General features: G+C 38.4%; 21 protein-coding genes and 4 pseudogenes. 21 read left to right on the forward strand and 4 right to left on the reverse strand.

Features of this window, described 5'->3' with window-relative positions:
* The first annotated feature begins 3 nt into the window (after positions 1-3).
* The 4 genes from JCM19034_RS16320 (at position 4) to bioB (ending at position 2,720) form a co-directional block, all read left to right on the forward strand.
* Positions 4-651, forward strand: a complete 648-nt coding sequence (locus tag JCM19034_RS16320) for a hypothetical protein (RefSeq protein WP_062051396.1) — start codon at positions 4-6, stop codon at positions 649-651.
* A gap of 218 nt (positions 652-869) precedes the next feature.
* Entirely contained in the window at positions 870-1,115 is a 246-nt protein-coding gene (locus tag JCM19034_RS23480) for a hypothetical protein (RefSeq protein ID WP_231687002.1), read from the forward strand.
* Positions 1,112-1,522, forward strand: a complete 411-nt coding sequence (locus JCM19034_RS23485) for a FusB/FusC family EF-G-binding protein (RefSeq protein WP_231687003.1) — start codon at positions 1,112-1,114, stop codon at positions 1,520-1,522. Before JCM19034_RS23480 ends, JCM19034_RS23485 begins: the two co-directional genes overlap by 4 nt.
* A gap of 172 nt (positions 1,523-1,694) precedes the next feature.
* The gene (bioB, locus tag JCM19034_RS16330) at positions 1,695-2,720 is read left to right on the forward strand and encodes a biotin synthase BioB (RefSeq protein ID WP_062051398.1); all 1,026 of its coding nucleotides are present in this window, start codon (positions 1,695-1,697) and stop codon (positions 2,718-2,720) included.
* Positions 2,721-2,806: 86 nt separating this feature from the next.
* Here bioB and fumC read toward each other — a convergent pair whose 3' ends face one another.
* On the reverse strand, positions 2,807-4,183 hold the full coding sequence (fumC, locus tag JCM19034_RS16335; protein ID WP_062051400.1) for a class II fumarate hydratase: 1,377 nt from the start codon (positions 4,181-4,183) through the stop codon (positions 2,807-2,809).
* A gap of 383 nt (positions 4,184-4,566) precedes the next feature.
* Here fumC and rpiA point away from each other — a divergent pair.
* Positions 4,567-5,036: pseudogene (gene rpiA / locus JCM19034_RS16340) on the forward strand (ribose 5-phosphate isomerase A).
* A 44-nt stretch (positions 5,037-5,080) separates the two neighbouring features.
* On the opposite strand, the gene JCM19034_RS21925 reads toward rpiA, so the two are convergent.
* Entirely contained in the window at positions 5,081-5,341 is a 261-nt protein-coding gene (locus JCM19034_RS21925) for a hypothetical protein (RefSeq protein ID WP_062051403.1), read from the reverse strand.
* A gap of 92 nt (positions 5,342-5,433) precedes the next feature.
* Here JCM19034_RS21925 and JCM19034_RS22400 point away from each other — a divergent pair, with 92 nt between their 5' ends.
* From JCM19034_RS22400 to JCM19034_RS16360, 3 genes are all read left to right on the forward strand, one after another.
* Positions 5,434-5,673 (forward strand): HAD hydrolase family protein, encoded by a 240-nt coding sequence (locus JCM19034_RS22400; protein WP_062051405.1) that lies wholly within the window; start codon positions 5,434-5,436, stop codon positions 5,671-5,673.
* Positions 5,674-5,810: 137 nt separating this feature from the next.
* Entirely contained in the window at positions 5,811-6,011 is a 201-nt protein-coding gene (locus JCM19034_RS16355; protein ID WP_156324023.1) for a hypothetical protein, read from the forward strand.
* Entirely contained in the window at positions 6,008-6,229 is a 222-nt protein-coding gene (locus JCM19034_RS16360; RefSeq protein WP_062051409.1) for an HAD hydrolase-like protein, read from the forward strand. The genes JCM19034_RS16355 and JCM19034_RS16360 overlap by 4 nt, the downstream gene beginning before the upstream one ends.
* A 58-nt stretch (positions 6,230-6,287) precedes the next feature.
* Here the strand turns inward: JCM19034_RS16360 and JCM19034_RS16365 are convergent, their stop codons facing one another.
* Positions 6,288-6,836 (reverse strand): YpiB family protein, encoded by a 549-nt coding sequence (locus tag JCM19034_RS16365; protein ID WP_062051411.1) that lies wholly within the window; start codon positions 6,834-6,836, stop codon positions 6,288-6,290.
* A 123-nt stretch (positions 6,837-6,959) separates the two neighbouring features.
* On the opposite strand from JCM19034_RS16365, the gene JCM19034_RS16370 reads away from it, so the two are divergent.
* Positions 6,960-7,382, forward strand: coding sequence for a GNAT family N-acetyltransferase (locus JCM19034_RS16370; protein WP_062051413.1), 423 nt, complete (start codon positions 6,960-6,962; stop codon positions 7,380-7,382).
* Positions 7,383-7,396: 14 nt separating this feature from the next.
* Here the strand turns inward: JCM19034_RS16370 and JCM19034_RS16375 are convergent.
* A pseudogene (locus JCM19034_RS16375) lies at positions 7,397-8,325 on the reverse strand (NAD(P)-dependent alcohol dehydrogenase).
* Positions 8,326-8,887: 562 nt separating this feature from the next.
* Here JCM19034_RS16375 and JCM19034_RS16380 point away from each other — a divergent pair.
* From JCM19034_RS16380 to JCM19034_RS23500, 12 genes and pseudogenes are all read left to right on the forward strand, one after another.
* A complete protein-coding gene (locus tag JCM19034_RS16380; RefSeq protein WP_062051415.1) occupies positions 8,888-9,865 on the forward strand; it encodes a Gfo/Idh/MocA family protein in 978 nt (325 codons plus the stop codon).
* Between the two features lie 108 nt (positions 9,866-9,973).
* Positions 9,974-10,998 (forward strand): annotated as a pseudogene (locus tag JCM19034_RS16385) (agmatine deiminase family protein).
* A gap of 6 nt (positions 10,999-11,004) precedes the next feature.
* The gene (gene aguB, locus JCM19034_RS16390; protein ID WP_062051417.1) at positions 11,005-11,883 is read left to right on the forward strand and encodes an N-carbamoylputrescine amidase; all 879 of its coding nucleotides are present in this window, start codon (positions 11,005-11,007) and stop codon (positions 11,881-11,883) included.
* A gap of 239 nt (positions 11,884-12,122) precedes the next feature.
* Positions 12,123-14,795, forward strand: a complete 2,673-nt coding sequence (locus JCM19034_RS16395) for a bifunctional diguanylate cyclase/phosphodiesterase (RefSeq protein WP_062051419.1) — start codon at positions 12,123-12,125, stop codon at positions 14,793-14,795.
* The gene (locus JCM19034_RS16400; RefSeq protein ID WP_062051422.1) at positions 14,795-16,108 is read left to right on the forward strand and encodes an ABC transporter substrate-binding protein; all 1,314 of its coding nucleotides are present in this window, start codon (positions 14,795-14,797) and stop codon (positions 16,106-16,108) included. Before JCM19034_RS16395 ends, JCM19034_RS16400 begins: the two co-directional genes overlap by 1 nt.
* 27 nt (positions 16,109-16,135) lie before the next feature.
* Positions 16,136-16,465, forward strand: coding sequence for a CHY zinc finger protein (locus JCM19034_RS16405; RefSeq protein WP_062051423.1), 330 nt, complete (start codon positions 16,136-16,138; stop codon positions 16,463-16,465).
* A 53-nt stretch (positions 16,466-16,518) separates the two neighbouring features.
* A complete protein-coding gene (locus tag JCM19034_RS16410; RefSeq protein ID WP_156324024.1) occupies positions 16,519-18,684 on the forward strand; it encodes a DNA topoisomerase III in 2,166 nt (721 codons plus the stop codon).
* A gap of 57 nt (positions 18,685-18,741) precedes the next feature.
* Positions 18,742-18,822, forward strand: coding sequence for a hypothetical protein (locus JCM19034_RS25265; RefSeq protein WP_370622141.1), 81 nt, complete (start codon positions 18,742-18,744; stop codon positions 18,820-18,822).
* On the forward strand, positions 18,806-19,105 hold the full coding sequence (locus JCM19034_RS16415; protein WP_370622133.1) for a VOC family protein: 300 nt from the start codon (positions 18,806-18,808) through the stop codon (positions 19,103-19,105). The genes JCM19034_RS25265 and JCM19034_RS16415 overlap by 17 nt, the downstream gene beginning before the upstream one ends.
* Before the next feature lie 371 nt (positions 19,106-19,476).
* Positions 19,477-20,808 (forward strand): family 43 glycosylhydrolase, encoded by a 1,332-nt coding sequence (locus JCM19034_RS23490; protein WP_062051425.1) that lies wholly within the window; start codon positions 19,477-19,479, stop codon positions 20,806-20,808.
* A 23-nt stretch (positions 20,809-20,831) separates the two neighbouring features.
* Positions 20,832-21,038 (forward strand): annotated as a pseudogene (locus JCM19034_RS23495) (lipocalin-like domain-containing protein); the annotation flags it as partial.
* Between the two features lie 15 nt (positions 21,039-21,053).
* Positions 21,054-22,331, forward strand: coding sequence for a LamG domain-containing protein (locus JCM19034_RS23500; RefSeq protein ID WP_062051427.1), 1,278 nt, complete (start codon positions 21,054-21,056; stop codon positions 22,329-22,331).
* Positions 22,332-22,361: the final 30 nt, after the last annotated feature.

Here is a 22,361-nt window from a genome sequence, read left to right on the forward strand (position 1 = left end):
AGAGTGTCGCTGAAAGAGAAGCTACAAGCATATTTGTTAGATCGTCTTTCTTTCTCAACGATGACGTATCGACCGTTTACCGATGATATGCGTACTCATTTTGAGGGTGTATACAATCAGCTATGCAAAGGTGAATACAAGAGGTATAGTGGCCCGTATCCGTTACACCTCTTATTACACTATTTGATTACGGAAAAAGAGCTGCTCGTACACGGTTCGAACCTTTCGGATATTACAACCTTTGAACCAAGGAGGCAAACGTTATTTAACGGCAAACCTGTCACCGCCGTTTTTGCCTCATCTGATGGAATATGGTCCTTGTTCTTTGCCGTCGTCAACCGTTTGGAGTACGAAGGCTCTTTAAAAAATCTTTGTATACTCATTGGAGATAAGCGTTATTATTATTTTTCTCTTAATCGCGATTGGTCAGGTCCTTTATGGAGAGAGGGAACGATTTATTTGCTTCCGCGTTGTTCCTTCACTCAAGGAGGAGCAAAGGCAGAATGGGTATCAACTGTTGAAGTAGAGCCGATTGTAAAGCTGAACGTTTCACCTGAAGATTTTATTTTTCGTAATCAGGTAAAAAGGCACAATGAGCAGGAGCCTCATTGGCGAGCAGTAGTGAAAGGCTTGTTTCTAGCCAGGTCATAAGGTCGTATTATATAATAATTTTGATTGGGGGGTGATATCATATGGCGAAAATGTTTCAGCATCCGCCAGAGTTTGTAACATCTCACGCAAAGCCTATTATTAGTAAGGCGATACTTTGTGTGAGAAGAAGTAGCTTATCGCCAAATTCTCATTTCTGATAATTGGCTTTGCCCCTTATAAAATGAAAAAACTTTTACTTAGATAAGGAGCTGCCAGAAATGACAAATCAAACAGATAAAGATCTAGCTTTTTTAAGAAATGACCAATATAACTTTATTAAATTCCAAATAAAAAACGTTCTTCATGCATATGCGACAACGAAGGATAAAAACGTTCTAAACGCACTCAAGTCTCATTCATTAAATGAAATTATGAGTAAGGTGCCAGAGATTAATCTCGGCCAAAAGGAACGCATAAGTAAAATTCTTGATATTGAAGAAGAGAAACAAGCAGAACGTTTTTGACTGAGCTAAAAAAAGCTGTCATTCCATTTAAACACGTGACAGAAAAGACAATCACTAAATTATTCCCAAAAGCGAAGAAGCTAAAAGCACCATCACTTGAAACGATTGATTTTAAGAATTTATCTTATTTAGGATGGTACGATATTCGCTCTGAAAAGAAATTTCTTATTATAGATGACAATCGGAAGTTAATCGGAGTCGAGGGAACGTTTAATAAGGGCAAAAAGGGAATATGTTCATTATGTAATGGGCATGAAGAGATTGGTTTATTTATGACGACAGTGAAGTCAGGTAAAGAAACGTATACGAATAGAGGAAATTACATCTGTACGGATAGCCAAAGGTGTAATGAAAATATCATGACGCTTGATAAATTAACTCAGTTTGTTGCAAATTTGAAAAAATAATTTCTCAGCCTAAGGCAATATGAGATACATGGACCTGATTAATAACGCACCACATGAAAGAACCGACTTTCATGTGGTGCGAAAAATGCGTGCTGTTTTTCATATTTTAGTCTTCCATTGCCCCTAATGTTAACTTATAATTATATGAGGTTAACATTAGGGGGTTTTTAATATGTTCTGGCAACAGATTTCTGAAAAAATTATAAACGGTTATGTATTAACTAAAGAAGAAGCGTTATCAATTGTCAAAGCACCTGATAAGGAAGTCATATCACTCGTAAATGAGGCGTATCGCATACGTCATTATTATTACGGAAATAAAGTGAAACTGAACATGATTCTAAATGCGAAAAGTGGCCTCTGTCCAGAGGATTGTGGCTATTGTGCACAATCATTTAAAGCAGAAACGAATTGCGATACGTATGCACTTGTTGATGAAGGGACGATTATTGAAGGAGCAAAAACTGCTGCAGCTGGTCAAATTGGGACGTATTGTATCGTGATGAGTGGTAGGCGTCCAACTAATCGCGAAGTTGATCGAATTTCTGGAGCGGTTGAAGAGATTAAAAGAGATCATCCACAATTAAAAATATGTGCCTGTTTAGGTCTAGCTACAGAAGAGCAGACAGTCAAGCTTAAAGAAAGCGGCGTTGATCGTTATAATCATAATCTTAATACGAGTCAACGATACCATAGTGAGGTAGTGACAACACATACATACCAACAGCGAATTGAAACGTTAGATACGATGAAAAAACACGGTATTTCCCCATGCTCTGGAGTGATTTGCGGAATGGGAGAATCAGATGAGGATATTGTTGATATGGCTTTTGCGTTGAGAGAGATTGGTGCTGATAGCATTCCGGTTAACTTCCTTCATGCGATTGAAGGGACGAAATTTGCTAATAAAGATGAACTAACACCAATGAAGTGCTTGAAGATATTAGCACTCTTCCGTTTGGTCAATCCGACGAAGGAAATCCGCATATCAGGGGGACGTGAGGTGAATCTACGTTCTTTACAGTCAATGGGGCTAATGATTGCAAACTCAATCTTTGTTGGAGATTACTTAACAACGAAAGGGCAGCCGAACGAAGCTGATTATGATATGATTCGTGATCTCGGGTTTGAGATTGAGGAGAATGCGTTTGAGCGTGATACGAGTGTGGTGGAGGCAGATGTAACCTGTGGGACATAGAAAATCCTCTACTCCTATACCGCTAACAGAGTTGCTAGCAAACGTAAAGCCCTTGTAGGTCATCGACCTACAAGGGTTATTTGAATTTAAATCATTTTCTCAGGCCGTACATATTCCTCATACTGCTCTGCAGTTAAAAGTCCGCTTTTTACAGCAGCCTCCTTTAAGCTGAGACCTTCTGCATGGGCAAGCTTGGCGATTTCAGCAGCGTTATCGTAGCCGATATGTGTGTTAAGGGCCGTGACAAGCATTAATGATTGCTCTAGTAATTGTCTAATTTTATCTTTATTAGGTTCTAATCCGACTAGGCATTTGTCATGGAATGAGCGGAGACCGTCACTTAATAATTGTATCGACTGTAGCATATTATAAGCAATGACTGGCTTAAAGACATTTAGTTGAAAGTTACCTTGACTTTGTGCAAAGCCAATTGTCGCATCATTCCCCATTACTTGGCAGGCAATCATTGTTAATGCCTCACTTTGAGTTGGATTGACCTTTCCGGGCATGATTGAACTTCCCGGCTCATTTGCCGGAATCGTAAGCTCACCTATTCCAGAACGAGGCCCACTAGCTAACCACCTTATGTCATTGGCGATCTTCATAAGATCTGCTGCCAACGCCTTTAATGCTCCATGTGTAAAAGTAAGCTCATCGTGGCTAGTTAAGGCGTGGAATTTATTCGTTGCTGTTCGGAACGGATACCCTGTTATCGCAGAAATCTGTTCTGTAACTTTATCACCGAACGTTGAATGAGAATTGATTCCAGTTCCAACAGCGGTCCCGCCGATGGCAAGCTCTAACAAGCAATACGCACTAGTTTTAATCATATGCTCCCCTTTTTCAAGCATCCGATGCCAGCCACTAATTTCTTGTCCTAACGTTAATGGAGTGGCATCCTGTAGGTGTGTTCGGCCAATTTTTATAATTGATTCAAAGGATTTGGCTTTTTTGTACAATGTCTTCTTAAACATTTGAATGTGCGGCAATAATTCCTGCTGTATTTTAGTATAGATTGCGATATGCATCGCGGTCGGAAAGGTGTCGTTCGAGCTTTGCGAACAATTAACATCATCGTTCGCGTGGATTGTTTCTTCTATTCCTTGTCGTCTTAATAATTGATTTCCACAAAAAGTGATTACTTCGTTGACGTTCATATTCGTTTGTGTTCCACTGCCTGTTTGCCACACTTTTAATGGGAAATGTCGATCAAGTTTACCTGATCGGATGTTAGCCGTCACTTCACAAATCGCTTCCAGTTTGGCTTTGGATAATAAACCAAGCGAATGATTTGTTCGTGCTGCACTTTCTTTAATGATTGCATAAGCATAAATAAGCTCAATTGGCATCTTTTCAGTGCCAATATGAAAGTTTTGTAAACTTCTTTCTGTCTGGGCTTGCCAATAGTTATCTGCATGTACAGAGATTTCTCCAATGCTATCCTTTTCAATTCGATTATTCATAAGAAAACCTCCTTAAAAAATTGTTATTCGTATATAAGTAAAAGAATAAATAGAAGACCAATCTAAGAATTTTTTTAGTGCCTCTTTCTACGTAGTCATTATGGTATACTATGTATAAGTTGTACGTATAACAAGATGCGAAGTGAGGGATTATTATGATTTGGGAAAATACATTAGCGACTAATTTACAGTGGTCGGCTGAAATTTCTAATTTAGAAGCAAAACAAAAGGTTGCAGAAAAAGTGGCAGAGCGTGTTAAAGATGGAGACGTGATCGGTGTTGGATCTGGTTCGACTGCTTTTTTAGCGTTACAAGCAATTAGTAAAAAAGTGAAAGAAAAGAATTTAAACGTTGTAGGGATTCCGACATCTCAAGAGGTTTCAATGGCATGTTCAACATTAGGCTTGCCGACAACAACACTTTTAAATGCACGTCCCGATTGGTCATTTGATGGTGCTGATGAAGTAGATCCAAAAAGAGCTTAATCAAAGGTCGTGGGGGAGCAATGTTTGCTGAGAAACTTGTCATAAAGTCATGTTCGGAAAATTACATATTAGTTGATCAGTCTAAATTTGTATCAAGGCTCGGAGAAAAATTTCCTGTTCCAGTTGAAGTTGATCCACGCGCACTTCATTTAGTTGAAACAGAGCTAACTTTGTTAAATGCAGAAGATATCCAACTACGAATGGCTGTTGGTAAAGATGGTCCAATTATTACCGAAGCGGGAAATTTAATTCTAGATGTACGCTTTAACGAGATTCCTGAAACATTTGAGCGTGATATTAAAGCAATACCAGGTGTTGTCGAAACAGGTTTATTTATCGGATATCCGATTGAAGTATTAACGACGTAAGGATGAAAAGGTATGAGATCGAAAAAGCTCTCATACCTTTACGTTTATTGAGTCTTGACCTCTTGCAAAGCTGCGACTTCCTGAGCAAGGTCCTCCCTGAGTAGCTCGTAGGCAGCATCATTATCAACATTTGCTGCTTGTTGAACGGAATGCTCCGCTCGTTCTAGTGAGTTTTGAGCTTGTTCAATCAATTCTGGACTAGGGTGTGATTGTGCTTGTCTGATTGCATGATGGGCATGCTCAATCGACTGTTGGGCTTGAGCAATTGGATTTTGTGTTTGTGTACTTGAAATGTTATTTTTCATCAAGATCACTCCTTTTTGTAACAGGTCATTTGTTACTATACGTTATTTCTCAATATCTATACGAACAGAGTGAGAAGCAGGAGGAATGGACAGTGAAAACGTATCAAACATTTATCCTTGATATTGATGGCACGTTAATTAGAGGTGATGAAGTTTTGCCTGGTGCAAAAGAGCTTCTCATTCTTTTACGTCAACAACAGAAACAGATCATTTTAGCGACAAACAATCCAGCGGATTCACACTTACAAATTTTTGAGCGTCTTATGAAAATGGGACTTCTAATTAACAAGCACGAGATCGTAACACCAATTGATGCCATTAATGATTTTTAGAAGCAGAAGAAAAGGTTGAGACAGTATTTACATTAGCTAATCGTCAAATAAAAGATAAAATTGTTTCATTAGGTTGGCAGGCCAAAAGTTTAGATGAATTAAAAAAGGGCGAAGATATTTCTCATGTATTAGTGGCAATGAGTCAGGAAATAACATATGCACATTTTGCGAAAGCTTTACAATCGCTCGATGCTGGAGCCTCCTTAGTTGGCTTGAATGCAGACTTATATTGTCCAATAAAAGAGGGGAGAGCACCAGATACCGGCTCACTGTTAGCAGTACTTGAGCGTCCGACTGGAATGAAAGCGATGACGATGGGGAACCTACTAATTGGATGATTACGGCAATAAAACGTAAGAATCAGCATGCATTAGCCGAGACAGTCATCATTGGTGATTCACCATATACGGATATTCGAATGGGCAATAGAATGGGGATAGATACCATTTTATTACATTCAGGAGTAAGTTCATACGAGAATAACGAAAAGCCTGATGAAGCAACGTTTACATGTCAAAGTTTACTAGATGTACGTAATGTACTTAGATGGGCTTAAAGCCGCAATGTAGAAGGTGTGTCAATAAAGACACGCCTTTTTAACTGTTCTATAAAGTTCACGAGTATGTGCTTTCGGCTCGCAATTGGTTCTGTAATTTCTCTAGTCGGCTAGCTAGTATCCGGAACCTCGCTTTATCACGGTTATCGAGTGCTTCGTTAATTTGATTTTTTAATAATGTTAGTTCTATGAGTGCGTCAACTTCATTAATATCTTGTTTAAATTGTTTGTAGCGTTTAAAGGAATCTCGTCTAGGTGTTTCAACGAGTTGAACGTAACGTTGATTCGACTGTTTACCATAGAAGTGTAGAATTAGGTAAATTTTATGTGAAGGGTTAGCCAACAAATCACCAAGTGCCTTTGAGACATCTTCTGTCTTCTGGTTATGGTAATAATAAATAAAACCAACCTCATCAGAGCTAGTGCTTGAAATGACAATCGTACGTTCACGTGGTTGTATAGATTCAGTGAATGTAACATTTTCCAAAATGTGATGCTTATTAATGATATTCTCTAGTAACATTCGTGCATCCTTATGTTTAAGCTGGTGTTGAGTAAGAAACCATTTTAGGAAGTTTCTTTTTTCCGAAGCTGATATCCAATTCATAGAACCCCACCTTACTTAAAATCTTTAATACTATCATAACATGTTCTAATGGATGTTTGAAAAAGACGTTAACATCTCCTTCTTCGTTTGAATAATGTAAAGCAATGGAGGGAGGCGTTGATCTTGAAGATACGACAAGCAACTGAATATGAACAAGCTAGAATTAAAGAGTTAGCGGCAAAAGTTCAAGAAGAGGCGACAGTCGGTTATTTACCAGCAGATCATCATATGCTAACGAATGGGTTTGGACCGTGCGAGTATTGGGTAATTGATCATAATCAAATTTGTGGCTGGATTGTGTTCGGTGAGACGATTGCCCCTTTTAAGCACGTACGTAGTGGAATGATTTTTGAGCTATTTGTATTACCTACTAGTCGTAACAAAGGCTACGGGTCGTTGTTAATGAGCTTTGCAATAGAAGAGCTCCGCCAACGTGGATATGAAACCGTACATTTGAATGTGTTTGCAAACAATCAAGCAAAGAATTTATATAATAGAATGGGATTTAAAGAAGTATCGACCATTATGGAGATGGAATTATCGTAGTAAGGTCGTGTAGTCTAAGTTGTGACGTTAACAGTTATTGTAACATTTCCTTTCTTACGCCCTGTATCAACATATTCATGAGCTTTGGCCATTTGATCAAAAGAATAATTTCTGTCGATAATCGGTTTTATTTTTTTTGTCTCAATCAGGCTTTTAAGGAATGATAAATCGTCTTCTTTTATTTTGGGGAGACGATTATTGTTTAGAAATACACCATTTTTTAATAAAATACGTTTGCATTGCAAGTAGTTAGATTTCATAACGGCATCATAGACGATATCGTATGTATATTCACTTTTGGTAAAGTCCTCTTTCGTATAATCAATGACTCTGTCGGCACCAATTGATTTTACGAGTTCGAAGTTTTGTTTGCTACATACCGCTGTGACTTCAGCTCCGTAGTATTTCGCAAGTTGAATAGCAAACGTCCCTAGACTACCAGACGCACCATTAATTAATATTTTTTGTCCTTTATGGACCTTGGCTTTTTGGAGGTTTTTTAAAGCAGTAAGTCCACCAGAAGGGACTGCTGCAGCTTCTTCATAAGATAAGTTGTTAGGAATAATGGCGATAAGCCTTTGCTTTCTCGACTTCCATCCTTCACTCTTTCAGGTAGACATATATATTCGGCATATCCTCCGAATTTAAATCCAGTTAATGCAAATATACTGTCTCCTTTTTTAAATGATGTGACATTTTTTCCTACAGCTTCAACCATACCAGAGATTTCGATCCCTAGCATTAAATCTTTCTTAGGTTTGAATAAACCGAACATAATCCTTACTAAAAACGGATCGGCCTTTCTAATTCGAGTATCACCAACGTGGGCAGTGGTTGCAAATACTTTTATTAAAACCTCATTGTCTTTCGGTTTCGGTTTTTCTACTTCTTTTATTTGGAGCACTTCTGGTGAACCGTATTTTGTACAAATGACTGCTTTCATAATGAATCCTCCTATTTTCAGAAAAAGTTAAGCCGTGCTTTTGCTCGTTATTTTTATGAAAGCAGCATGTGTTATGTTCGAGCAAATTGTTTTTAAGGAAAGATGCTTACGTATGATTATTAATCTTATTCATTTTATTATACTTTTAGCTTTTTAGAGTGTCGATAATATTTACGATTTTTTTAGGATTGGCGGATTATTAGTAAACATGCTCTTTTAAGGTGATGTTAATTTTGTATGGGTGTAACAACAAACTTTATCAGGAGAAGTTAAATGACCGTTTTTTGAAGCTATAACAAAAACAGATGTTGATTTTATATTTGAGGAAAGCTTCTAGCAAGAGAATCTACCTCTATTAATCAACTTTATTAAGTTGTTTATATGTAATGAAGCTGTTCTATGGTTATAGGTGTGTATTCAATGAGGATTTCGGTTCTATACGAAACTTCACAATTTAATAAAAATAAAAAGGAAATGAAGCTAAACTGTCGTAATAAAGTACGATTGCGTTTATTAAGTAGTTATATTTCAAGAATAAAATATAAAAGTGAGGTAATAAATAATGAGCTTAAAAGTAGCGATTGTCGGGACTGGTGGTTTTAGCCGTATGCATGCGAAGATATTGGAAGCCATGAATGGGGTACTAGTTAGTGCGTTTTGTGGGACGAGTATAGAAAAGGCGGGACAAGTTGCGAATGAATTTAATGCAAACGGTTACGATAATGTTGATGTTATGCTTGATACGGAAGAAGTTGACGCTCTTTATATTTGTGTCCCTCCCTATGCTCATGGAAAGGTTGAGCAGGCGGCAATTGATCGGAATATTCCTTTTCTCGTTGAAAAGCCACTAGGTGTGAGCGATGAAGAGCCACGCCGTCTCGTCGAACAAATAAAACGAGACAACTTAATAACGTCAGTTGGCTATCATTTCCGTTATCAGAACTCGGTTCAACAAATGAAGCGGGTACTACAAGGTGAGAGAGTGGGGATGTTGATCGGCAAATGGATGGGGAGTATGCCGGAAGTAGCGTGGTGGCGTGATCAAAAGCGATCCGGAGGTCAGTTTATAGAACAAACAACTCATATAGTGGACTTAGTAAGGTATGTCATTGGTGAAGTAACGGATGTATATGCGTCCTATGCAACGACATCAATTCAAAAAAAATATGACGGTGTCTCCGTAGCGGATGTCGGTGCAGTTACACTAACCTTAGAGAATGGTGCTGTTGCCTCTATTAATAATACGTGCGTATTGCCTGGACATGTATCGGAAGTCGGACTTTCTGTTTATACGAGTAACGGTTTACTTGAGTGGAATCCTGAACGGGTGTCGGTCAAGCTTGGAAATGAAGAGACTGACTATGACAATGAGGTTAATCCATATGAACGTGAGAGTACAGCCTTTCTCCATGCTGTACAAACAGGAGATCGATCGAAAATTCTCTCTAGCTATGAAGATGCATATCAAACATTTAAAGTCACGGAAGCAGCACTACGATCAGCAAAGAGTGGTGAACGAGTTGGTATTAGAGAAACTTAAAGCCTAAAAGCGTACGATGCTAAGGAAGTTTGTTTCCGGCTTTTTTCTTATTGTACCATATATTATTTTACGGTAAGATGGTGCTTGCAAGTATTTCACGAGAAAGAGATGGATGAAATGAGTAAACGGTTATTTATGCCTGCTGAATGGGAAGCTCATGAGCGGACATTCATTTCATGGCCAGTAAAGGAATCAATGGTGTATCCTGAGGATTATGAGAAGGTTGTAGCTGGATACAGCGAAATTATTGAAGCGATAGCTGAATTTGAGCCAGTAACAATACTAGCTGTTCCAGATGAGCAAGAGCAAGTACGGGCACGTTTTCAACATGAGCAAGTTGATGTCGTTGCTATTGATCACAATGATGCCTGGTTACGTGATAATGGTCCGACATTTGTTCGTGATGAACATCGTAACGTATTGGCGGTAAATTGGAAATTTAATGCGTGGGGTGAGAAATACACTCCTTATGATTTAGATGAGCAAGTCGCAGCCCGTTTGATTGATCATTTTCAACTTGAGAAGATCGATGTTCCCCTTGTTATGGAAGGCGGATCATTCCATGTTGATGGTCAAGGGACTTTGTTAACAACGGAAGAATGCTTACTTAATGAAAATCGAAATCCGCATTTAAATAAAGAAGAGATTGAACGTTTCGTAAAGGACGTCTTAGGAATAGAGAAAGTGATTTGGTTGAAGAGGGCTTATGCGGTGATGAAACTGACGGCCATATTGATAATATCGCTTGCTTTGCATCTCCCGGGAAAGTAATTATCCAAGTATGCTCGGATAAAGCAGATGAAAATTACGAAATTACGCAAGAGAATTTAGCAATTTTAAAAAGCGAACGTGATGCAAAAGGAAGAAAGCTTGACATCATTGAAATTGAACAACCGCCGTCCGCATATATTGGAGATCAGCGTTTAACATTAAGCTATGTGAACTTTTATTTTGTAAATGGCGGGATTATATTACCTATATTTGGCGGCGATGCTAAAGAAACAGATCAAGCCGCAATTAAAGTATTACAAAGAACATTTCCAAATCGAACGATTCGTACCGTTAATGGATTAGCGATTATTAAAGAAGGCGGTAACGTTCACTGTATGACCCAACAAATGATTAAGGGGTGATTGACGTTGAGGAAAGTAGTTGTTGCAGCAACGCAAATGAGCTGTTCTGATCATATTCAAACGAATATTGAAAAAGCAGAACGACTTGTTAGAAAAGCGGCAGAGCAAGGTGCACAAATTATCCTCCTACAAGAGTTGTTTGAAACACCATACTTTTGCCAAAAGGAAAAAATCGAATATTATCAACTAGCGACAACCATTGAACAAAACAAAGCGATTCAGCATTTTAAACAAATTGCGAGTGAGCTTAAGGTTGTTTTACCAATAAGCTTTTATGAACGCAAAAACAATGCCCGCTACAATTCGTTAGTTGTTATTGATGCCGATGGACGTTTATTGGATACGTATAGAAAAAGTCATATTCCAGATGGACCAGGCTATGAGGAGAAATTTTATTTTAACCAAGGTGATACCGGCTTTAAAGTGTGGGATACGGCATATGCTAAAATTGGTGTTGGTATTTGCTGGGACCAATGGTTTCCTGAAGCGGCAAGAAGCATGGTGTTAATGGGTGCAGAACTATTATTATACCCTACAGCAATTGGATCAGAGCCATATGATTCATCAATCGACTCAAAGGATCATTGGCAAACGTGTATGCTTGGACATGCAGCTTGTAACATAGTTCCAGTCATTGCATCTAATCGAATTGGTGTCGAAACCGAAGAGGATTCATCGATTACGTTTTACGGATCTTCCTTTATCGCTAGTCCGCAAGGGAAGAAGTTGCAGGAAGCAAATCGTACAGATGAAGCTATCTTAATAGAAGAGTTTAATTTAGATGAATTGGATCTAATGCGAGCAGAGTGGGGGTTATTCCGTGATCGCCGTCCTGAACTTTACCGCGTTATTAGCAGTTCTGATGGAGAGTTACAAGTAAAATAAGGCTAAGCCTATTAGTGAGTGGCCGCAGTAAAGGGCTATCTTTTTACTAATAGGCTTTTTTATTTTGGTGACTATCGTCATAGAAATTTAAGCTAGCCCTATAATGCTCGGCTGAAAAATGAAGGAAATAGACCAATTGTTCGTTTTCATTACTATTTAAAATTTTTTAGGTTGATTGAATATTGACTAGGAATTAGGTACTATTGAATTATATTCATAAAGGGAATGGAGGTACATTCATGAATAGTAAACAATTATTTCCCTTTTCAATAGGACATTATGTTATTTTAGCACTATTAATTATATTGACTTTCTTATTAAAGTTATACAGTGCTCCCTTTATGTTAGGTGTCTCTATTAGCTTTTCAAGTGTTGGTTTTTTCTTAATTTTAAGATTATATGGTATACATAAAACGATTATTTCCGCGGTAATAATTCATTTTATTCTAGTTTTCTTTTTTCAAACGCCATTATTCGAGATTGTTTTTATTATAGAATTGATTTGTGTAAGTGCTCTAGCAATGATTATGAAGCGTGGAAATCTAGTTGTATGGGACCTCATCTTTTGGGTAGTAGTTGGAGCTCCGCTATCTCTATTATTAGATTATTTGTTATATACACCTCATATTGAAAACGCTTTCCATTTCCAAACGCTGATAGAGTTCACAAATGGTTTATTCAACGCGTTACTTGCTGACGTTCTATTAGCCTATATCCCTTTTCATAAATGGATTTCTAATCGACGTGATCAACGTAGAGGGGAAATATATATTCATCAAATTCTCTTTCACTTTATGATCACGATGGTTATTGTTCCGTTTATCTTAATTGTTGGGATTACCAATTTCCAATCCCATCAATTAGAAAAGGATCAAGTAAAACATGCGGCTATTAGTACGATCAATAGCTTTGATTTAGAGTTGCTAAATTGGCGACAAGATGATTTAAAAAAGTTACAGCTACATGGAGTCCTCCAAAGAGGTTATCTAGAAGATATGATCCATAAATATGCGGGAGAAGAGTGGTATCATGTTGCCATAGTTGATCGGCAAAACGAAGTCGTTATAGCAAGTGATATTACTTCTAGGAAAATGATCGCATTAGAACATATCGAAGGTAGGTATGTTGAAAATGAGCTATCAACTCGTTTTTATCGGTTTTTGCCTGATGATTATACAAATGAATTAGTCGGATGGGGAAATGGGTATTACATTTATGGGCGGGACCTAAGTGTCGGCCAATTGTCAGCACTTGTTATATTTCCTATTTCTTATTTTCAGCAAAGAATGTTTGACGCTTATATTGCCCAATTTCAAACGTTTATCGTTTTTGTCATGATTGCAATGGTAGTTGTATATATTTTAAATCGAATACTCATTGATCGTTTTAACAATCTAGCTGCTACGACAACAGGATTACCAAAAAAACTAAAACAAAAAAGCAACATCCAATGGCCGAATAGTAGAATATATGAAATTCATTCACTCGTGCGTAATTTTAAACATATGTCTAAGAAGCTAGTTTCTATGTTCAATGAAAAAGAAGAGATGAATGAACAGTTAAAGGAACAAGCGGAAAAGTTGAAAGCATCAGAAAAAACATTGCATCAATATGCTTACTATGACATGTTAACAGGTTTGCCAAATAGGCTTCAATTCCAACTCTCAATAAAGAAAATAATTGAAACGAATAAAAATGATCGTTTTGCCGTTATATTTGTTGATTTAAATCAATTTAAACAAATTAATGATACGTTAGGACATGCTGCCGGAGATGAACTATTATTTAGAGTTGCGAAACGATTAGAATATCTAGCATCAACTCATGTTCAAGTGTACCGATTAGGAGGAGATGAATTTACGATAGTAGTCCACCCTGTCAAAGGTGGTGAGCTAAAAGAACTATCTAATCAGCTTGAGAGAGTATTTATAGAACCGATAGAAGTAAAGGATATGCCTTTATATGTAAGTGCAAGTATCGGTGTCAGTATGTATCCTGATCATGGACAAGACATGGATACAATTGTCAAGTTTGCTGATATGGCGATGTATAGCTCAAAGGACCAAGGTGGTACAACGATGCGTTTCTTTGATGAAAGTATGAAAGCAACATTTGAAGAAAGAATGTTAATTGAAAATGGATTAAGGGATGCATTGCGTCACGAACAATTAGAGCTATATTATCAACCGAAAGTATCAACAAATACAGAGAAAATCACCAGCTTTGAAGTGTTGATGCGTTGGACGCACCCGACTCTTGGATCGGTACCACCGAATAAGTTCATAACGATAGCAGAAGAAGTTGGGATCATTTACGAAATTGATCAATGGGGATTACTTAATGCGTGTTTAAAGGCAAAGGAAATCGAAAGAAAAACAAATATACCGATTTCAGTATCAGTAAATATATCTGCAAAGCACTTTCATCAAGAGCGAATTCTAACAATATTAAAAGAGACTCTAGTAGAAACAGGGCTCGACCCATCAAGGTTGAAAATTGAGATTACAGAAAGTGTGTTTAACCAAAACACAACTGGTATTATTTCAATAATGGATCAAATTCAACAGCTTGGTGTTAAGGTTTCAATTGATGACTTTGGAATAGGTTATTCTTCTTTAAATCAACTACTGCATTTACCAATTAATGAGGTTAAGTTAGATCGTCAATTTATAACAGGAATTGAGAGGGATGAAAAGAAAGCAGCTGTCGTAAAAATGATTATTGAACTCGCACAAACATTACAATTAAATGTTGTTGCTGAAGGAGTAGAAACAGAGGAAGAGAGTTTGTTATTACGTAAAATAGGTTGTCATGAATTACAAGGCTATTATTATAGTAAGCCGATGTCGGAAAACCAGCTAATCGAATACCTTGTTGAACATAAGCATTCTTTAATAAGTGAGGGAACTTAATGAGGAAATTAATGATTAGATTAGTCGTTGTACTTTTCTGTTGTGGTTGCCACGATAGCGATGATAAACTTGCAACTAACGATGTAACGGGGGATCTAGATTTAGAAGAATGGAAAACCGAAGATGTTCAATTAACGATGTGGTCGTTTTACGACAGTGGATGGGAGTATTCAATCAACGATTTTCGAAAAGAGTATCCTAATGTTTCAATCGAAGTGAAAGAATTTCCATACGATCAATATGAAGATGTTTATTTTCAGGCACTATTTAACGGGTATGGTCCAGATATAATGGTCTTTAGTAGTGCACACTTTTCTAACTTTATTGACATAGGAGGTTTAGAAAATTTGTTAGAGCCTCCTTATAACTTGGCTAGTTATGAGCAGAGCATTCCTGAATCACTATGGCAATTAGGTCAATCGTTCGATCGAGAGAAAATGATCGGTATCCCGTTTTCGACCTCGCCAGTCGTAACATTTTACCGGCCAGACCTTCTTGAGCCATACGGATACCCTACGGAACCAGAAGAGCTTGCTGAATATATGTCAGATGCAACAAATTGGTTAGAGATGGCGAGGACGTTAAAGCAAGATGATAAATGGATGATACAATGGATAACAGAAATAGCCGAATTAACGGGGCGCCAATCTGGGTTATTTGATCATAATATGAATTTTCTAAGAAACAATGATGATGTAAAGGAGTCTTTGGAGTTAGCCAAAATAGTGAATCGAGAGGGGCTGAGCCCAGGCTTTAATCTATATGACGAAAATGGTCAACAAGCTTTGCGAGAGGATCGTTTTGCTATGTTTTACCAAGGTACATGGGGAGAAGAGCAGATTAAAGGAATTGCTCCAGAGCAAAATGGATTGTGGAGAGTAACAAGATTACCACTCGATTTACATGTTTGGGATAACGGTAACATTGTCGCGATTCCAGCAGCTAGCGAACATAAAGAAGCAGCATGGGCATACATTGAGCACCTAGTGTTTGAACATTCTATGTATGGATCATATGGTTCTGTCCCGGCTTATATTCCAGCTCGTACATCTCCTGAAACACTGGAGCAAAAAAGTGAGTTCTTTGGAGGTCAAGAAGTTCAGAAACTTTATCATTCAGTGATGGAAAAAACAGTTGAACCTCGCTTAACCCCAGTTGATCAACAAGTAGAAGAAATTTGGCACGAATATATGATTCAAGGTGTTGTTTGGGATATGGATAGTGATGACATCATAGATAAAATAATGTCGCGGATTGATGAGGAGCTAAACCAAGAAATTGCTATCTTAAAGGATTATATGAAAGAGGATTAAGAAAGCTACTCGTTCAAGGGGGAGAAGATGAGTAAGATAGCGAATGTGTACGGATTAAAGATAGATAAAGAAACAAGATGTATTCATTATCATTCGGAAAAAGATGTGATCGCGATTAAACATCGATGTTGTCTGATGTATTATGCTTGTATAGAATGCCATAATGAACTTGCCGGTCATAAGTCGACTTTATGGAAAAAAGAAGAGTTTCATGAGAAGGCGGTATTTTGTGGAGCTTGTCAAACGGAGTTAACGATTTTAGCCTATTTGCAAGCGGGTTTCCATTGTCCAAACTGTAATCACCCCTTTAATGAACGGTGTGAGCTTCATTATCGGTATTATTTTGAGCTAAAATAATGACAATGAAAAGGAAACCCAATAACATACTAAAAACATTTGGAGTTGTTTACATGAGTAAAACGGTAGTCTTAGCAGAAAAACCTTCTGTAGCAAGAGATATAGCAAGCGTACTGAAATGTCAGAAAAAAGGGAATGGGTATATCGAAGGGGATCGTTACATTGTCACATGGGCACTTGGGCATTTAGTGACATTAGCCGAGCCCGAAAAATATGGAGAGCAGTATAAGACGTGGAAACTTGATACGCTACCGATGCTGCCAAAGCTAAAGCTTGAAGTTATCAAGCAAACGAGTAAACAATTTCGTGCTGTACAAGCCCAATTAAATCGTCAGGACGTCAAGCAAATTATTATTGCGACAGATGCTGGGCGTGAAGGTGAGCTTGTAGCTCGTTGGATTTTAGAAAAGGCTCGTGTGAAAAAGCCACTTAAACGTTTATGGATTTCATCTGTAACTGATCGAGCGATTAAAGAAGGGTTTCAACGCCTAAAGGATGGTCGTGAATATAATGGCTTATATGACTCCGCTGTAGCTCGTGCAGAAGCCGATTGGTATGTTGGGATCAATGGAACACGTGCATTGACGACAAAATACCACGCACAATTGTCTTGTGGGCGTGTTCAAACTCCGACGTTAGAGATGGTTGCAAGGCGTGAGCGTGATATCCAACGTTTTAAGCCGAAGCCATACTATGAGCTATTTGCCGAATTGCAAAATGGGGTTTCGTTACAATGGCAGCACCATTCATCAAATGAAAAGCGGATGTTTGATGAACAAAGGGCACACGAGCTTAAAGATAAACTCAAGCAGATGCCACTAAAAGTGACTAATATCGATGTGAAAAAGAAGAAAACGTATGCTCCAGCACTGTACGATTTAACGGAGCTGCAAAGGGAAGCAAATCAGCGTTATGGCTATTCTGCTAAAGAAACGTTATCTAGCTTGCAACGCCTTTATGAGCAGCATAAGGTTATTACGTATCCAAGAACCGATTCACGTTATTTGTCAGCTGATCTAGTAGATTCTCTTTTTGATCGTTTGAAGGCTTGTGATATTCAGCCTTTCCGAAAAGCTGTATTACAAGTAAAGAAACAGCAGCTTTCAACAAAGCTAGCATGTATAAATGATAAGGAAGTAACTGACCACCATGCGATTATTCCAACTGAGCAAAGTCCAACAGCATCACTTTCTGATAAAGAAGCAAAACTTTATCGCTTAATCGTTAGACGGTTTTTAGCCAATTTACTTCCAGCATATGAATATGAGCAGACAACAATCATAGCAGAAGCAAATGGAGAGCTGTTTATAACGAAGGGTCAACGTCCATTAACGATAGGTTGGAAGATCGTCAACGAGCAGGAAGAACAAGAAGGGAAAACGATCATACCAAAGTTTAGTAAAGGTGACGATTTACAAGTCAAAAGGATCTTTGTCGATAAGGGGCAAACGAAGCCACCTGCTAGGTTAACGGAAGCGACATTACTGAGTGCAATGGAAAAGCCAGCAGCGTTCTTGGAGGAAGGTAATAACGATTTAGCGAAGACACTAGGAAATACGGGTGGGATTGGTACTGTCGCTACACGTGCCGATATTATTGAAAAGCTGTTGAATACACAGTTAATGGAGAAGCGAGGCAAAGATTTAGTTATAACGAAGAAGGGAAAACAATTACTTGAGCTCGTCCCGAGTGAACTGAAGTCGCCCGCTTTAACTGCACAATGGGAGCAGAAGCTTGACCAAATCGCAAAAGGGAAACTAGATAAAAATGTCTTTATTGCGGAAATGAAGCAGTATGCCACAACCATCGTAACGGAAATTAAGCAGAGCAAGGAAACCTTTAAGCATGATAATGTGACAGGAACACCTTGTCCACAATGTGGAAAACTATTGCTTGAATTAGAAAATAAACATGGGAAACGCCGCGTCTGTCAGGACCCTGGATGTGGATATAAGAAAAACATCTCAAAAACGACGAATGCCCGTTGTCCTAATTGTAAAAAGAAGATGGAGCTATGGGGTGAGGGAGAAGGACAAACCTTTGCTTGTGTATGTGGACACCGAGAAAAAATGTCGACCTTCCAGGAGAGAAGAAAGAAAAATCAACACGGTAAAGTGTCTAAGCGCGAAGTAAATCAATATATGAAAAAGCAGAACGACAAAGAGTTTACCAATTCGGCGTTAGCTGATGCGTTAGCCAAATTGAAAATGGATAAGTAAAGTATCAGGTAAGGGATTGATTTATATGATCAAAATTAAGCACTCCATCACGTTAGTATCGTATGTCGCAAGTTAGATCGCTCAATTGCATTTTACCGAGATGTAATCGGATTAAAGCAAATTGAGACCAGACTTTGATTTTCCAGGTGCATGGTTTGAAATTGGCGCGGGGCAGCTTCATCTGATCGTTGATGAAAATCGCCTACCTTCGCTTCCAAAAGAAACTCATTCACGTAATCCGCACTTTGCTATTCGAGTAGAGAGCTATCATGATACAATCGAATGGTTAAAGGAGAAAGACGTTAACATACTAGAGAAGCCGCAAAGTAAAAGTGGTTTTGCACAAATCTTTTGTCAAGATCCGGATGGCTATTTGCTTGAGCTCCATGTACCTAAAAAGGAATATGATCATTCTAAATAATAATTAGCACTTGGTTGTGAGCACGTTATCAGCCAAGTGCTTCTTTATTATTAGAATAAATTTTTTTACTCTTTTAGTATAAAAGACATTAGCATATGTAATGGAAAATAGGTCAAAGGTATGAGTAAGAATAGTAAACAAACTCTTGAGATTCTAAATCATTTATAGTATTGTTAATTCCAAAGTGAATATTTCATACATTTATTAATATTAATAGATGTGAATCTCATTAATGGAGGTGTAAATGGAAGCGTTAACTGTAAGCGGTTGCTTTCTTTGGAAGCGTTTTTAACAGCGAAGATACACTGAGATGATTCATGTTTTTTAAAAAAGAGAGGAGCTAAGAAATTGAGGGAAAAAATAAGGAAAAAATGGGTTTTTTATCGTTAATATTATTATTAATCATGCCGACTGCTGCCTTCGCAGCAAATTCAACCGAAGTGGAACAGGCTGTACCACAATTTAGAGAGGCATCAGCACACGATCCATCAATAATTAAGGTAGACGATAAGTATTATGCGTTTGGAACGCATATTGATGCAGCTAAATCATCTGATTTAATTAATTGGGAGAATTTTACGAATGGTTATACAACACCGAATAATACTCTGTTTGGTGATTTATCAGAGAATTTAGCTGGATCATTTGCCTGGGCAGGGGAAGATGATTCAGATAGTTTAGGTGGTTTTGCGGTGTGGGCACCTGAAGTGATCTGGAATGAGCATTATGTTCATGAAGATGGGACAACAGGTGCTTATATGATGTATTACAGTGCATCGTCTACGTATATTCGTTCGGCAATTGGATATGCGGTTGCAAAAGATATTGAAGGACCATATGAGTATGTTGATACGGTAATGTATTCGGGCTTCTTTGACCACGAGGCTTATGATCAAAATAGTTCTGTTAATAAAGAATGGACGAATACGAATATACCTGATCTAATTGAGGAAGGTGTATTTGCTGAAATAAATGAAAATTGGTTCACAGAAGACGGCCGTTACAATTACAATTTGTACACAAATGCTATTGACGCGAACCTCTTCTTTGATGAAGATGGCAAGCTATGGATGACATACGGTTCATGGGCTGGTGGGATTTTCATTTTAGAAGTAGACAAGGAAACTGGGCAGCTCATGTATCCTGGTGAAGACGGAGTAACAGAGGACGGTCGTATCATTGATCGTTACTTTGGAACGAAAATTTCAGGCGGATACGGTCGTTCTGGAGAGGGACCTTACGTCGTTTATGACAACGAGACAGGTTATTATTATTTATACGTAACCTATGGCTGGCTCGGTGCAGATGGTGGTTACCATATGCGTCAATTTAGAGCAGAAAGTCCTGAAGGGCCGTACGAAGATGCTGCTGGTGTCCCTGCTGTGTTGCCGGATGAGTTAGATGAAGGATTTCCGGCAAATCGTGGAGAAGCAACTGAACATGCAGGTCATGGAAATAAATTAACTGGAAATTTCTTATTTAAAAGAGATATTGGTGAGCCGGGATCGGGTATCGGTGTAGGGTATATGTCTCCAGGGCATAACTCATACTTGATTGAGGAAGATACAGGGAAGGAATTCAATGTGTTTCATGCTCGTTTCCCTGAAACAGGTGAAATGCATTATATTCGTGTTCATCAAATGGTGAAAATAGTAACGATTGGCCGGTTATTACACCTCATCGTTATGCAGGTGAAACAATAAGGGCAGTTACTACGGAAGAAGTAATTGGTGACTATAAATATATTAATCATGGAAAAGATGTCTCATCTGATTTAGTAGAATCGACATGGGTTCATTTAGCAGAGGACGGTACAATAACTGGTTCTGTTGAAGGTACGTGGGAAAAGTATGATGATTACCGTGTTTCAATCACTATTGAAGGAGAAGAATCGAGCTTTGATGGTGTTTTCCTTGAACAATGGGATGCAGTCACTAATAGCTGGGTGATGACATTTAGTGGGATGTCTTCCGAAGGGATTACAATTTGGGGAAGTCAATCGGAAAGCGGTACGGACGAAGAAATTGTAGCTTCTATTAAGGAAGAACTAGAACGGATGATTCCTGCATCGGTTATTGATCATTTGAATTTGCCAACTAGTGCTACTCGTGATGCACAAATTTCATGGACTTCAACAGATGAAGAAATCATTTCATCTGAAGGGCATGTAAATCAGCCACAAGCAAGTGAAGGAAACACGACGGTTCAATTAACGGCAACGATTTCTTTAAATGATGTTGTAGATGAGTTACAGTTAACCGTTACGGTATTAGCAGACTCAGAAGGTCAATTAGCGGCATATTATGATTTTGATGAACACCTAAGTGACCTTACCGGCAATCATGCAGATGGAACTGTAACAGGGGATCGAATTCATCATGAAGGTGGACAAATTTCCTATGCTGATGGAGTAGTAGGTAAAGCCGCTCACTTTGATGGCGAATCTGGTATACGTTTACCAAATGGATTAATTTCAGGTCATAAATATTCAGTTTCTTTATGGTTGAACCCTGAAGAATTAACAGATTTTACAACGACCTTTTTTGGTGCACGTACTGAGAATAATTGGTTAAGTCTAGTGCCGAGTGGGCCAGCCGACGGACAAACGATGATCTGGTCTGGAAGTACGACATTTTATGATGCCCCAACAGGAACGACGATAAAAACGGGAGAATGGACACACGTTGCATTTACAGTTGATAATGGTGAAATAAATCTATATTTGAATGGAGATGTAGCATTCACGGGTGACAATTTCCCGAATGTCTTTTCAACGACTGATTCTGTATTTTCTCTCGGTGTAAACCATTGGGATCATCCTTATCAAGGGTTAATGGATGAGCTAATTATTTTTGATGGTATTGCATTGTCTGCAGATGACATTGAAGAGTTATATAGCAACCCAGGTAGTATGCGACCTGAATTGGAAGAGCCTAATGAACCAGGAACAGACGGAGATGGTGAACCAGGAACAGACGGAGATGGTGAACCAGGAACAGACGGAGATGGTGAACCAGGAACAGATGGAGACGGTGAACCAGGAACAGATGGAGATGGTGAACCAGGAACAGATGGAGACGGTGAACTAGGAACAGACGACCGTGACGGAGAACGATTACCGGAAACTGCTACAAACGTCTATAGTTTGCTGTTGCTAGGAGCTATTCTTCTAACGATTGGTGTTTTTGCAATCATTCTCAAGCGTAAAACGATGGCAAAAGAGTAAGTAGAAAAGAGGTGTTCTCTCATTTGTGAG

This window comes from Bacillus sp. JCM 19034 (assembly GCF_001310635.1).
GTDB lineage: Bacteria > Bacillota > Bacilli > Bacillales > Bacillaceae_D > Halalkalibacter.